The organism is Variovorax sp. Root411 (genome assembly GCF_001425205.1).
In the GTDB taxonomy this organism is placed as follows: domain Bacteria; phylum Pseudomonadota; class Gammaproteobacteria; order Burkholderiales; family Burkholderiaceae_C; genus Variovorax.
Genome location: NZ_LMDW01000021.1, coordinates 108,063 through 120,064 on the forward strand (window position 1 = coordinate 108,063; position 12,002 = coordinate 120,064).

At 68.4% G+C, this 12,002-nt stretch carries 14 protein-coding genes; 5 read left to right on the forward strand and 9 right to left on the reverse strand.

The annotated features are described in order from the left end of the window. Nucleotides 1-2 precede the first annotated feature (2 nt). Together ASC92_RS27320 and ASC92_RS27325 are read left to right on the forward strand one after the other, a co-directional pair. On the forward strand, nucleotides 3-881 hold the full coding sequence (locus ASC92_RS27320; protein WP_056522484.1) for an isocitrate lyase/PEP mutase family protein: 879 nt from the start codon (nucleotides 3-5) through the stop codon (nucleotides 879-881). A gap of 164 nt (nucleotides 882-1,045) precedes the next feature. Beyond that, a complete protein-coding gene (locus tag ASC92_RS27325; RefSeq protein WP_056522489.1) occupies nucleotides 1,046-1,399 on the forward strand; it encodes a hypothetical protein in 354 nt (117 codons plus the stop codon). Between the two features lie 86 nt (nucleotides 1,400-1,485). Here the strand turns inward: ASC92_RS27325 and ASC92_RS27330 are convergent, their stop codons facing one another. The 6 genes from ASC92_RS27330 to ASC92_RS27355 form a co-directional block, all read right to left on the reverse strand. Continuing rightward, nucleotides 1,486-2,052 carry a DNA-3-methyladenine glycosylase I gene (locus ASC92_RS27330; protein ID WP_056522492.1) on the reverse strand — a complete coding sequence of 189 codons (567 nt, stop codon included), beginning with the start codon at nucleotides 2,050-2,052 and terminating at the stop codon, nucleotides 1,486-1,488. A gap of 8 nt (nucleotides 2,053-2,060) precedes the next feature. Beyond that, the gene (locus ASC92_RS27335) at nucleotides 2,061-2,378 is read right to left on the reverse strand and encodes a chaperone modulator CbpM (protein WP_056522495.1); all 318 of its coding nucleotides are present in this window, start codon (nucleotides 2,376-2,378) and stop codon (nucleotides 2,061-2,063) included. Nucleotides 2,379-2,380: 2 nt separating this feature from the next. After that, on the reverse strand, nucleotides 2,381-3,343 hold the full coding sequence (locus tag ASC92_RS27340; protein WP_056522499.1) for a DnaJ C-terminal domain-containing protein: 963 nt from the start codon (nucleotides 3,341-3,343) through the stop codon (nucleotides 2,381-2,383). A 51-nt stretch (nucleotides 3,344-3,394) separates the two neighbouring features. Beyond that, nucleotides 3,395-4,054, reverse strand: coding sequence for a histidine phosphatase family protein (locus ASC92_RS27345; protein ID WP_056522502.1), 660 nt, complete (start codon nucleotides 4,052-4,054; stop codon nucleotides 3,395-3,397). A gap of 26 nt (nucleotides 4,055-4,080) precedes the next feature. Further along, nucleotides 4,081-4,719: a CDP-alcohol phosphatidyltransferase family protein gene (locus ASC92_RS27350; RefSeq protein ID WP_056522507.1), complete on the reverse strand. Its 639-nt coding sequence runs from the start codon at nucleotides 4,717-4,719 to the stop codon at nucleotides 4,081-4,083. A gap of 107 nt (nucleotides 4,720-4,826) precedes the next feature. Continuing rightward, nucleotides 4,827-5,567 carry a glutamine amidotransferase gene (locus tag ASC92_RS27355; RefSeq protein ID WP_056522511.1) on the reverse strand — a complete coding sequence of 247 codons (741 nt, stop codon included), beginning with the start codon at nucleotides 5,565-5,567 and terminating at the stop codon, nucleotides 4,827-4,829. Nucleotides 5,568-5,685: 118 nt separating this feature from the next. On the opposite strand from ASC92_RS27355, the gene ASC92_RS27360 reads away from it, so the two are divergent. The 3 genes from ASC92_RS27360 to ASC92_RS27370 are packed head-to-tail and all read left to right on the forward strand — an operon-like array spanning nucleotide 5,686 to nucleotide 6,899. After that, a complete protein-coding gene (locus tag ASC92_RS27360; protein WP_157609149.1) occupies nucleotides 5,686-6,144 on the forward strand; it encodes a hypothetical protein in 459 nt (152 codons plus the stop codon). Beyond that, nucleotides 6,145-6,618: a ribonuclease HI family protein gene (locus ASC92_RS27365; RefSeq protein ID WP_056522518.1), complete on the forward strand. Its 474-nt coding sequence runs from the start codon at nucleotides 6,145-6,147 to the stop codon at nucleotides 6,616-6,618. Nucleotides 6,619-6,650: 32 nt separating this feature from the next. Beyond that, nucleotides 6,651-6,899, forward strand: coding sequence for a DUF3297 family protein (locus tag ASC92_RS27370; RefSeq protein WP_007834582.1), 249 nt, complete (start codon nucleotides 6,651-6,653; stop codon nucleotides 6,897-6,899). A 6-nt stretch (nucleotides 6,900-6,905) separates the two neighbouring features. Here the strand turns inward: ASC92_RS27370 and ASC92_RS27375 are convergent, their stop codons facing one another. The 3 genes from ASC92_RS27375 to ASC92_RS27385 form a co-directional block, all read right to left on the reverse strand. Continuing rightward, nucleotides 6,906-7,934: a DUF2272 domain-containing protein gene (locus ASC92_RS27375; protein WP_056522521.1), complete on the reverse strand. Its 1,029-nt coding sequence runs from the start codon at nucleotides 7,932-7,934 to the stop codon at nucleotides 6,906-6,908. 72 nt (nucleotides 7,935-8,006) lie between these two features. After that, the gene (locus ASC92_RS27380) at nucleotides 8,007-11,021 is read right to left on the reverse strand and encodes a PAS domain-containing protein (protein WP_056522524.1); all 3,015 of its coding nucleotides are present in this window, start codon (nucleotides 11,019-11,021) and stop codon (nucleotides 8,007-8,009) included. Between the two features lie 62 nt (nucleotides 11,022-11,083). After that, nucleotides 11,084-11,980, reverse strand: coding sequence for a LysR family transcriptional regulator (locus tag ASC92_RS27385; protein ID WP_056522526.1), 897 nt, complete (start codon nucleotides 11,978-11,980; stop codon nucleotides 11,084-11,086). Nucleotides 11,981-12,002 lie beyond the last annotated feature (22 nt).

Here is a 12,002-nt window from a genome sequence, read left to right on the forward strand (position 1 = left end):
CCATGCCGGCGAACAACGAATCCCCGAGGAAGGTATTGCGCCGTCTGGCCGAGGCGCGCCGCGGCGTGCTGGTGCCGGGTGCGTTCAATGCGATGTCGGCCCGCGTGATCGAAGACCTCGGCTTCGAGGCGATCTACGTCACCGGCGCGGGCGTCACCAACATGCACCTCGGCCTGCCCGACCAGGCCTTCATGGGCCTGCACGAGATCGCCGAGCACACGGCGCGCATTCGCGACGCGGTGAGCCTGCCGCTGCTGGTCGATGCCGACACCGGCTTCGGCAATGCGCTCAACGTGCGCCACACGGTGCGCGTGCTCGAACGGGCAGGGGCCGACTGCATCCAGCTCGAGGACCAGGTGAGCCCCAAGCGCTGCGGCCATTTCGCGGGCAAGACCGTGATCGACACCGACGAGATGCTCGGCAAGATCAAGGCCGCGGTCGATGCGCGGCAGGACAGCGATCTGCTTGTCATGGCCCGCACCGATGCGGCGGCCGTGCATGGCTTCGAGGCCGCCATTGAGCGCGCGCAGAAGTTCGGCGAGGCCGGCGCCGACATCCTCTTCGTCGAGGCCGTGACGCTGGCCGAAGAAGTGCGCGCCATGCCGCAGCGCCTCGGCAAGCCGCAGCTCATGAACATGGTGATCGGCGGCAGGACGCCGACCTTCGGCGCGCAGGAACTGGGCGCGCTGGGCTATGGCTTCGTGCTCTACGCCAATGCCGCATTGCAGGGCGCGGTGGCTGGCATGCAACGTGCGTTGACCGTTCTGCGCGATACCCGCCGGCTGGATGAAGACCCGGCGCTGGTAGCACCTTTTGCTGAAAGGCAGCGCCTGGTCGGCAAGCCATTGCTTGATGAGCTAGAGAAAAAGTACGCGAATTAGCCGCGTTTTTGACGGCGGAGAGGGCACTTGAGTTAGCCTCGTCAGAAAGTTCCTCGTCATTGTTTCGATTTCATGAACACTGCGATTCGGTTGTGTAGGGGTTTGCCCTAGTAATCGTGATGCACACTTGAGGCACCCAAAGGCCCAATGAATAAGGAATTGAAATGAAGACCTCGAACATCCTCGCCGCCGCTGCCCTGTCCCTGCTCGCCGCTGCTGGCGCCCATGCAGAAAGCTACGAAGGCGTGCAGCCCCTGACTTCCGGCTACAGCCGCGCCGACGTGGCGCCCCAGGCAGTTGCAGCCGCCCGCGCCGGCAATGCATATGGCGACAACGACGGCGCTGCATCGACCGCAACGCCTGCGCTGACCGCTTCGGCTGACCGCGCCGCCGTGCGCAATGAAGCTGTTGCCGCTGCACACGCACCGGGCCAGAACCTGCGCCCCGAAACCTTCGCTGGCAGCGTGATCCCCGCGCAAGCCAAGGGCCTGGCCTTCACGCGCCAAGCCGGCCTGTAATTTGTCGCGGCGCAAGCCGCTTCAATCGACAGCTAGACAAAACCGGGCCATGCGAAAGCGTGGCCCGGTTTTTTTATTGCGTCATTTCAGCTTGACCCGTGCCGATGGCAGTCGTGCGCATGGTCGTCCACGATGCCCGTGGCCTGCATCCACGCGTAGACGATGACGGGGCCGACGAACTTGAAGCCGCGCTTCTTGAGCGCAGCCGAAATATCTTCCGACAGCGGCGTCTTCACCGGCACGCTGCCCGTGCGGTTGACGATGGGCTTGCCCCCGGCCATGCCCCAGATGAACTCCGAGAAGTCTTCGCCCGCCGCCTGCATCGCAAGGTAGGCGCGCGCATTGCCGATGGTGGCTTCGATCTTCGAGCGCGAGCGCACGATGCCGGCGTCCTGCATGAGCCGTTCGACATCGGCCTCTGTGAACTTGACGATCTTCTCCGGCACGAAGCCCTTGAAGGCCTTGCGGAACGCATCGCGCTTGCGCAGGATGGTGAGCCACGAGAGGCCGGCCTGGAAGCCGTCGAGCATGAGCTTTTCCCACAGCGCACGGCTGTCGCGCTCGGGAACGCCCCATTCGGCGTCGTGGTAGGCGGCCAGCAGCGGGTCGGTCTGGGCCCATGCGCAGCGGATCTTGGCGTTGCTGTTGTTCATCGTTAGCGTCAGCGCAGGCCGTGTGCCTGCAGCAAGGCCTTGAGACGGCGCACTTCGTGCTCCAGGTCGAGGATCAGCGCGGCGGCATCGAGCCCCACGCCGAAGTCGCGCTCCAGCCGGCGCACTTCGAGCGCGTGCTGCAGGTCGGCACTGGAAAATTGCCAGTGCTCGGGCTGGGTCTCGGCCGTTTCGATCCGCAGGATGCCGACCTCGACCAGTTGCACGACCCAGGCAGTGTCGGCGCCGACGGCGTGCGCCAGTTCGCTCGCCGCAAGCGGCTGCGAGGCGCTGATGGCGGTGGCGGTGGCAAGGGTGAAGTTCACCATGCTCAGACTCCCAGATGCTGGCGTGGGTGGAACGATGCCGTGGCTTGCGCCAGCTGCTCGTAGGCCTTGCGCGCATCGTCGCCGTCGGCGGGCGGCAGGGCGATGTCGAGCAGCAGGTACAGGTCGCCGGGCGTCTTGCCCGCGAGGCCCCGGCCCTTGAGCCGCAGCTTCAGGCCGTTGCGCGCATTGCGCGGCACGGTCACCTCGACCAGGCCGCCGATCGGCGTCGGCACCTGCACCTGCGCGCCCAGCGCGGCCTCGGTGGGTGTGACGGGCAGCGTCATGTACAGGTCGCGCTCTTCCACGCGGTACAGCTTGTGCGGCGCAATACGCACTTCGAGGTACAGGTCACCCGGCGGCTCGCCGCCGTGGCCGGGCATGCCTTGCCCCGCGAGGCGGATGAACTGGCCCGGGTGCACGCCCGGCGGGATCTTCACGCTGAGCGTGCGGTTCTGCCACTGCGGGTGGCCCTGCGCGTCGACCGTCTGTGCGCGCAGCGTGATCTCGCGCTCGGCGCCGTTGAGCGCGTCTTCGAGCGCGATCTCGATGGCCGCATGGTGGTCTTCGCCGCGCGCCTTGTAGTTCTGCCGCGCCGCGTCGCGCCGCTCGGCCTCGCCGAACAGCGACGAGAAAAACTCGCTGAAGTCGGCGTGGTCGGCCGGGCCCTGGCGCGGGCCGCGATGGAACTCGAAGCCCTGGTCCCAGCCCGGCGGCGGCTGGAAGCCGCCCTCGGGGTGGCCGCCGCGCGCGACACGGTCGGCGAGCGCGTCGTAGGCCGCGCGCTTTTCCTTGTCGCCGAGCACGTCCTTGGCCTCGTTGATGTCGCGCATGCGCTGCTCCGCGTCGGCCTCCTTGCTGACGTCCGGGTGGTACTTTCGGGCGAGCTTGCGGTAGGCCTTGCGCACTTCGTCGTCGGACGCGGTGCGGTCGACGCCCAGGGCGCTGTAGTAGTCCTTGAATTCCATGGTGTGTGGCAGTTCGTTGGGTGGACGGCACAGGGCCCGGGACGTTCGGGGCTAGGCGAGGGCTGCGTTGCCGTCGGTTTGCCGCAAAAGCGGCGTTATGCCCCATGTAGGGCCTCTGCGCTCGAAACGCAATGGCTGCGCATTGCCGAGCAGGCCGAGGTCGATGGGCACGCCCAGCAGCGCGGCCAGCGCGTAGAGCGTGCCGCCGTGCGCCACCACCAGCACCGGGGCGGGCAGCCGCAGGGCCTCGTCGAGGGCGGCGCGCGTGCGTGCGACGAATTGCGTGAGGGTCTCTCCACCCTCGGGCTCGCAAGCCCAGTCGATGTTGGCGGACGAGGTGCCGATCAGCGCGCCGAAGTTGCGCTCGCGCAGCGCGGCCTGAGCTGCCGGCACCAGTTTTAGCGCCGTGCCAACGGCGTGCGCGGTGTCGTTCGCGCGCCGCGCATCGCTGCACACGACGGTGCGGATGGGCTCGCCCGCCAGCAGCCCGGCAGCGCGCGCGGCCTGCTGCAGGCCGAGTTCGCTCAGGGGCTCGTCCACCGCCTGGAAGATGCGCTGCGCATTGCGCCCGGTCTGGCCGTGGCGCAGGAAGTAGAAGTGATCGCAGGAGGGCGACAGCGGCTGCGCCTCGGCGATGCGGACGAGCTGGTCGAGGCCGCTGGTGCCGATCTGCGAGCGGCTGTGCAGATCGAAATGCAGCTTCATCGTCATCGGTGGGTCTCCTTCGTCTTGAACGGTCAGAACTTGGGAATGCGCAGCGTCTTGCTGATCATGAGCGTGCCCGACAAGGCGAACAGCAACACCAGCGGATGCAGCTGCCACGGCCCGACGGCCCAGGCGCCGCCCCACAGTGCGCCGCCGATGCTGCCCTGCCAGGCCGCGTACGCCAGCACGCCCACCAGCACCACGCTGGTCGGGATGGGCGTGCCCTCGAAGTACTTCACCTTGTCGGCGCCGGCCGACAGCGCTTCGGCCGTGACGTTGTAGCGCGCGAGCCGACTCACGCCGCAGCCCACGAAATAGATCAGGATCACGCAGTCCCAGCCGCCGTTCAGTCCGGCCGCGAAGCCGAGCGCGGCGGGCGCCACGCCGAACGAGATCACGTCGGCGAGCGAGTCGAGCTCGCGCCCGAGGGCCGATTGGGTCTGGCGCCAGCGCGCGATGCGGCCGTCGAGCACGTCGAAGATGAAGGCGGCCGGCGCGAGCGCTGCCGCCCACAGGAACTGTGCGAGCGAATGGCTCGCCATGAAGGCCATCGCCAGAAACACCGCGCCCACTCCGCAGGCCGCATTGCCGAGCGTGAACGCATCGGCGAGGTGGAACCCCCGGATCATCGAAAAATGCTTGCGCGCTGGCGCGGTGGAAGGAGTGGTCATGAAAGAAGGGTTGGCAAACGGCGAATGGACCGCACCTTAACCGAAGCGCGCGGCGCTTCCTGTAGTCGCGGTCCGACGGACAGGCGGCGCTTTCGGGCCGCCTAAGCTCAGATGCCGTGGTGCGCTTCGACGATCCGCGCGAAGCGCCCGAGCAGCCCGGCCGCCGTGTCGGTAGGACCTACGCGCTCGCGCAGCGTGGCTGGATCGACGCCGGCGGCAGCCAGGTCGTCGGCCAGCAGGTCGATGTAGCCGCGCATGGCCTCGGCGTCGAACTCAGGGTGAAACTGCACGCCCCAGGCGTGCTTGCCGATGCGGAAGGCGTGCACCGGCTCGTGGTCGTTGCCGGCCAGCCGCACCGCGCCTTCGGGCAGGCGAAGCGCGCTCTGCCAGTGCACCACGTGCGCCGGAAACTGCGCGGGCAGGTCGCGCAGCAGCGGGTCGGTGGCGGCGGCCTCTTCGAGGGTGACCGTGACGGTGCCGACCTCCACGCCGCCCGGATGATTGCCTGCTTCGCCGCCGAGCGCATGCGCGAGCAGTTGGTGGCCGTAGCAGATGCCGAGCACCGGCGTGTCGTGCGCCACGAGCTGCGCGAGCCAGGCGGCCGTGGCCTCGCTCCAGGGGTCGCGGTGCGACACCATCGCATGCGAGCCGGTGACGACCACGCCCGACACCCGGGCCGGGTCGGGCAGCGCGTCGCCGCGGCGCGGGTCGACCACCAGCAGGGGCAGCGTGCGCGTGCCAAGCCCGTCGGCGATCCAGTGCTCGAAGTCGCCGTGCTGCGCGCGCAGGGTCTCGAAGGTGTCTCCAAGCTTGACGATGACGAGCGGATGCGGGCGGTGGTTGTCCATGCCGCGATCATGCCGCAGGTGCGCATCGGGCACGCAACGGCTACAGTGGATGACCCGGGGCCGTTCCCGGGTGTCGGCCTGCCCGCAACCTCCGCTGAAAACCCATCCGATGCGCACCTTGGCTGTCTCCCTCGCGATCCTCGCTGCGGCGCTGGGCGCCCACGCCGAGGTGGTGCGCTGCATCGACGCCAGCGGCGCCATCTCGTACACCAACGTGGCCTGCCCGCCGGGCAGCAAGCAGTCGCGACAGGTGGCGATCCTCGAATCCCCGCCCGGCGAGGCGCGCCGGCCGGACTACACCCCGGCCCCCGGTGCCGCACCAGTAGCACCGCTGCCGGCGCCCAGCCAAGTGGCCGGCAATCCGCCGTCGGGCCCGGCCATCATTCCGCGCTACCCCGCCGATACGCAGCAGCCCACGGCTTCCGATCCTCCCGGCGTCGTCATCCTGAGCCCCGATCCCTACTACGACGGCGTGCGGCCCATCCGCAGGCAGCCACAGCATGCGCGCGACTCCGGACCGCCGCCGGGCCAGCGGCCCTGCCAGAACCTCGCGGGCATCAAGCGCAACAACTGCTGAATGAGCGCAGGGGAATCCAGCAGGCCCGACAGCCTTCTTCCGTGGACCGTGTACTGCGATGGCAGCGCCATGCCCAACCCGGGCCGCATGGGCATCGGCGCCGTCATCACCGCGCCGGACGGCACGCGCCACACGCTGTCGCAGGCCACGCACACCACGGGCTGCAACAACGAGGCCGAGTTGCACGCACTGACGCTGGCGCTGCAGGAGCTGCGCGCACGCGGCGCGACGGCAGTGCGGGCCTACAGCGACAACAGCATCCTGGTCGAGCAGCTGGCCGTGTCCAAAGCGAAGCCGATCGCGCGCATGGCCGTGTTGTTCGACGATGCCCGCGCCCTGCTCGCAAGCTTCGACGACGCACGCGTGCAGTGGATTCCGCGCCACCGCAACGGCGAGGCCGACGCGCTGGCCCGTGCCGCCCTGGGCTTCGCGCCAAAGCCCCCGGCGCAGCACGCGAAGAAGAAGCGGCGCTAGGGCAGGGCGCGGAGCCCCTATCATCACGCGCCATGACAGAAGCCACTCCCCGCCCACCCCTTCCCGACCATCTCTCCATCGATCCGCGCAGCCCGCACCATGTGGCCGCCGCGTTCGAGCACGACATCGGTATCCGTTTCAACGGCAAGGACCGCCTCGACGTCGAGGAATACTGCATCAGCGAAGGCTGGGTCAAAGTGCCCGCCGGCAAGACCCTCGACCGCAAGGGCAAGCCCCTGCTGCTCAAGCTGAAGGGCAAGGTCGAGGCCTTCTACAAGTAAGCCGGTTCAGCGCCACTGCAGCAGCAGCGACCAGGGCTGGCGGCTCATGTGGCGATCGATGCAGCCCGGCGCGCCCGTTGTGCCCGGCGTGCATCCCTCGGGCAGGTAGCTCGGGTCCAGCCACCGCGTGCCCGGCGCAAAGTCGAGCCGGCGCCGCGTGACCGACTGCAGCACGTTGCCGCCCACGGTGTCGAAGCCCGTGGCATCCACGGCCACCACCACGTCGCAATGCATCGGCAGCGGCTCGCCGCCGGTGTCGCGCGTGGCCAGCACTCCACCGATCTTGTCGAAGGTGTCGAGTTCGGCGCCCGCGCCCCGCGCCTGGCAGACGATGTCGCCAATGCGCGGCGGCGTTCGCCGCAAATCGCAGGCTCGCAGGGCGTAGCGCGTGGGCCGGCCCGCGGCCTCGTCGATGCCGGCTTGCCAGGCGGCGCCCGCATAGTCGACATGCGCTTCGGAGAAAACGAACTCGTCGCCCGCCAGCCCGGCCTGCCGCGCCAGCCAGCTGATGAAGGCCGCGGACCATGGCGTGTCGATCACCGCGACGCGGGCGAGGGCGACCTGCACCGCGCGCAACTCCGCTGAATCAAGCCCCTCGTCGGGGCCTACGCCCATGCCCTGAAGGCGCCCGGCCGTTGCCTCGTTCAACGCCTGCATCAGCAGGTGCCGGTCGGCGGGGCGCAGGGCGCCGAAGCGCACGAGCGACGGGAGCAGCGGATCGACCGCCTGCCAATAGCCGAGCACCCGCTGCCATGGCGCCAGGCCCGGCAGGGTGGGGCGCGTGTCATCGGCCTCGGAGCTGCCGGCTTCGGTCATGCGGCCTTCGGCGTCCATGGCCTGGCCGCCGAAGGCTTCGTGCTCCTGCAGCGCCAAGGTGGCCATGGCGAGTGCGCGCGATGGGGATGGCGCTTGCGTGGCGGTGTCGAGGCAGCCTTGCGCGGCCGATGCGGGACTTGCGAAGGCCAGCCACAGGGTGCAGGCGAGCACGGCCAACGAGCGGCGAGGCGCGCGGGGAATCGTGGCTGGTGGCGGCATGTGGAGCGAGCATAGCTGCGGGCAGGATGCTCTGGATGCGGAGGCAAAACCTGGCGCAGGCCCATTGCCGCGTCACATGCGCTTTCCTTCGACGGGGCGTGGCGCCACCTGGAAGTTGTTGCGGCCCGCCCCCTTGGCCTGGTAGAGCATCTCGTCGGCTTGCTTGACGAGCGCGGCGGCCGTTGCGGTGCCGCCTTGGTAGAACGCCACGCCGATGCTCGTGCTGATGGCGATCTTCCGCTGCTCGGTGGTGAACGGCGCCTGCATGGCCTTGATCAACTTCGCGGCGGCGGAGATCGCGGCATCTGCATTGGGCAAGCCCTCCATGATCACCGTGAACTCGTCGCCGCCCAGGCGCGCGCGCACATCGCCGGAGCGCAGCGCCTGCGACAACCTGCCCGCGAAGCCCCGCAGCAGCTCATCTCCCGTCTGGTGCCCGAACTGGTCGTTGATCTTCTTGAATCCATCGATGTCCAGGTACATCAGCGCCATCAATGCACCGGGGCCGCGCGCACGCTCCATCGCCTCCGCCAGGCGCACCTCGAACCCCGCGCGATTGGCAAGGCCGGTGAGAGGGTCGATCTGCGCCAGATTCACGAGGCGTTTCTCCTCGAGCTTTTGCCGCGTGATGTCGGTGATCACGGCATGGAAGCCGACGATGGCCTCGTCGTTCACCGCAGGCTGCGGAATGTACTGGGCTTCGTAGCAGTAGTAGCTGTCGCTCTTGTCGATCTCGCTCTGGAAAGTGACGACCTCGCCGGCCAAGGCCGCGCGTATGTGCGGTTGCACGGCCTCGTAGGCGGGCTCGCCCAGGAGCTCCTTCACGGTGTGCCCCTCGATCTGGTCGCGGGAGAGTCCGAACCCGCGCTCGTAGGCCAGGTTGTTGAACCGGTATCGCTCCTCCGCATCGATGTAGGCCACGCGCATCGGCAGTGCGTCGGCCACCGTGCGCAGGCGCGCCTCGCTTTCCTGGAGGGCTTCCTCCGCCTCGTGGTGCGCGGTAATGTCGCTGTCCAGCGTATAGAGGCCGATCACCTCGCCATGTTCGTCGCGCTCGGGAACCAGCGTGGCCTGGATATCGCGGCGCCCCCCGGGCGTCACCAGCCTGCGCTCGTAAGTGACCTGGCGCCCGGCCAGTGCCGCGCGCATGTGAGGCTCCATCTGCGCCCACGCTTCATTGCCGTAGAACTCGCGCAGGCTCAGGCCGAGAAGTTGTTCGGGCTGAACGCCGAACCAGTCCTGATAGGCCTTGTTGACGAAGCGCAACCGCAGGTCGCGGTCCAGATAGGAGACCAGCGCCGGCAGGTGGTCCGTCACCATGCGCAGGCGATGCTCGCTGTCGCGCAGCGCCCGCTCCGCGGCCTTGGCCGACGAAATATCGCGCATCAGCCCCGAGAAATACTCCACCTTGCCGCGCTTGTCGCGATGCGCGATCACCATGTGGCTGGCCGGAAACTCGTTGTGCTCGGCGTCCCACACCATCGATTCGCCCACCCATACGCCGGTCTTGACAGCGGTGGGCACCACCTCCGAGCGGAACCTTTCCATCGTCTCCGGCGGGTTGAAGTCGGCCGCGCTGAACTGTTCGACGGGGGCGTCGAGGGCCAGCCCCGTGCGGCGGCGCGCGGCCGGGTTCATGTAGATGAGCCGCCCCGCCGCATCGAGCTGGACGATGTAGTCGGTCGTCATGTCGAAGATGGCCGTCAACGTGCGGAGTGCCCGTTCGGCCCGCGTGCGCTCGGTGATGTCGGTCACCGTTCCCACATGGCCGAGGACGCGGCCTTCGGCGAGCACAGGCCGGCTTCTCAATGCCACCAGCACCTGGGTTCCGTCCCTGCGATGGAGCCGGCGTGTGGCGCTCAACGGCGCGGCCGCGCTGACAACGCGTACCCAGTCCTGGCGAACCGTCTCTCGAATCTCCTCGCGCACGAGCGTGAGCCAGCCTTCTTCCGCGTCCTTCCGCTCGAGCCCGTGGATCGCCAGGTATTCGTCGTTCACGTAGGTCATGCGCCCGTCGCTGTCGCAACGGAACAATCCTACGGGCGATGCATCGGTGACCGCTGCCATCTCGAGCCGTTGCTCGCGCAGGTCAGTCATCAGCGCGTCGAACTCGCGCGCCAGGTCCCCTCGCTCGTCGTTGGCGACGACATCGAGCCTTACCTCGCTGTCCGGCGAACGGCGCAGGGTACGGATCGCACCGCTCAGCGCCTCCAGGGGGCGCATGACCCACGCAGTGCCCAGCCAGACCAAGAGCGCGCAGCCCAGGCCCAGTCCGATCAATTGCAGCAGCAAGTTGCGCCTTGCCTGTTCCAGTGGCGCGTAGGCGATGCGCGCAGGCACGATCAGGCGCAGTTCCCAGTCGGCACTGGGCACGGCGGCGCGCGTGGCCATGTCGTTCTCGGTGCCGCCGTTGAAGGCGACGGCGGCTGCGGGCTTGAGCAGCAGGTTCGCATCAGGGTGCATGACGACCTGCGGGGACGGGCCGCGCGTGACGATCATGTAGTAGCCGCCCCGGCCGATGGTGGCGCGGCTGAGGTCGCCGAGCACGTTGGCACGCTGCAGGTTCAGCGCCGCGCCGAGCACGCCGGCGAGGCGGCCGCCAGGACCCTCGACCGGGACCGCCATGACGACCGCGGGCTGTTGGGTACTCTTGGTGAGCAGGGGCGCCGAGATCGCGGGCTGGCCCATGTCGCGCACGCGCCGGAAGTAGTCGCGGTCGCCGACGTTCGAAGGCCGGCTCGTGGGTGGGTTGATGGCAACGATGGCGCCGTCCAGTGTCGCCAGCGCGGCGTTGTCGAACATCGCGCGCAGGTCCTGGTCCGCAAGGAAGCGCTGCTGCGCCGCGGGATCCGCGAAGCCGTGCACGCCGAGTTCGCGGGCCGCGCGCTCCAGGGCGGCCAGATGGATTTCGAGCTTGTAGTCGAGATCCGCCGCTGCGCTGTCGGTCAGTGCCTGCTGCTGCTCGCGCATCAGGTTGATGTACTCGCTGGACAAGCTCCGGTACTGCCACCAGCCAGCCACGCCGACCAGCGTGAGTACGAGCGAGGTGATCAGCAGTGCTGTCTTCGTTCTTAGCTTGAGCCGCACTTGGTTTCCTCCGCCACCACGGTGCCGGTGGCCGCATTGTTCGATGATAGCAACGGGCTTTTTCAAGGCCGCCGCAACGCCGCGCGCGCACACGCCAGAAACGGCTTGATGAGTGGACTGTCCCAATCGCTGCGCCAGCACGCGGCGATGTCCATCGTCGCGTCGACGCCGCGAAAGGGGCGGAACACCACGCCCGGAGGCCGGCCGATCTGGGCGCAGGCGGGCAGGATGGCCACGCCCTTGCCCGCCAGCACAAGCGCCAATGCGGACACCATGGTCTCGACCCGCTGCGCAATCGGCATGCTGACCTCGTGCCTGCGCAGCATCGCGGTGACGACGGATTTGTCGATGTCGCCTTCCGGAACAGGAAGGCCGATCAGAGGCATGCCGGAGAGGCGCGCCAGCGGAATGCTGGACATCCTCGCCAACGGCGAATCCGATCGCAGGGCAAGCAGCAGCGGCTGGGTCCCGATGCGCTCGACCGCGATGCCTGCCCGGGCAATCGGTGGGATGCAGATCGCGACCGATACGTCCGAGTCGGTGATGGCCTCTACGTTGTTGACGGCATTCAGCTCCACATACTGGATCTCCACGTCCGGAAGCCGCAGCCGAAGCTCGTTTTCCAGCCGTGGCAGCACCAGGTAGGACAGCACGAGCATGGTTCCGACCGCGAGTCGCCCTCTGCTGCCCGAGCCGACGGCGCGCGCGGCGTCGAATCCTTCGTTGGCGAGCAGCAACGCCTCCTTGGCGCGCTGGAAGAGGGCGTTTCCCGCGTCGGTGATTTCCATGCCGCGCGCCGCCCTGCGGAACAAGGGCGCGCCGATGGCCGCTTCCAGGTTCTTGATGTGAACGGACAGCGGCGGCTGGGCCATGTTGAGCCGCCGCGCCGCCTTGCCGACGCTGCGCTCCTCGGCAACGGCCACGAAGTAGCGAAGCGATCTGAGGTCGGGTGTAGCCATACGCTGTGCATATGCCTTTTCG

Excerpts from the sequence above, each read along its gene's own strand:
- ASC92_RS27325 (WP_056522489.1), top strand. The coding sequence starts at position 1,046 with ATGAAGACCTCGAACATCCTCGCCGCCGCTGCCCTGTCCCTGCTCGCC.
- ASC92_RS27330 (WP_056522492.1), bottom strand. The coding sequence starts at position 2,052 with ATGAACAACAGCAACGCCAAGATCCGCTGCGCATGGGCCCAGACCGAC.
- ASC92_RS27350 (WP_056522507.1), bottom strand. The coding sequence starts at position 4,719 with ATGACCACTCCTTCCACCGCGCCAGCGCGCAAGCATTTTTCGATGATC.
- ASC92_RS27370 (WP_007834582.1), top strand. The coding sequence starts at position 6,651 with ATGACAGAAGCCACTCCCCGCCCACCCCTTCCCGACCATCTCTCCATC.
- ASC92_RS27335 (WP_056522495.1), bottom strand. The coding sequence starts at position 2,378 with ATGGTGAACTTCACCCTTGCCACCGCCACCGCCATCAGCGCCTCGCAG.
- ASC92_RS27355 (WP_056522511.1), bottom strand. The coding sequence starts at position 5,567 with ATGGACAACCACCGCCCGCATCCGCTCGTCATCGTCAAGCTTGGAGAC.
- ASC92_RS27385 (WP_056522526.1), bottom strand. The coding sequence starts at position 11,980 with ATGGCTACACCCGACCTCAGATCGCTTCGCTACTTCGTGGCCGTTGCC.
- ASC92_RS27365 (WP_056522518.1), top strand. The coding sequence starts at position 6,145 with ATGAGCGCAGGGGAATCCAGCAGGCCCGACAGCCTTCTTCCGTGGACC.
- ASC92_RS27375 (WP_056522521.1), bottom strand. The coding sequence starts at position 7,934 with ATGCCGCCACCAGCCACGATTCCCCGCGCGCCTCGCCGCTCGTTGGCC.
- ASC92_RS27320 (WP_056522484.1), top strand. The coding sequence starts at position 3 with ATGCCGGCGAACAACGAATCCCCGAGGAAGGTATTGCGCCGTCTGGCC.
- ASC92_RS27340 (WP_056522499.1), bottom strand. The coding sequence starts at position 3,343 with ATGGAATTCAAGGACTACTACAGCGCCCTGGGCGTCGACCGCACCGCG.
- ASC92_RS27345 (WP_056522502.1), bottom strand. The coding sequence starts at position 4,054 with ATGACGATGAAGCTGCATTTCGATCTGCACAGCCGCTCGCAGATCGGC.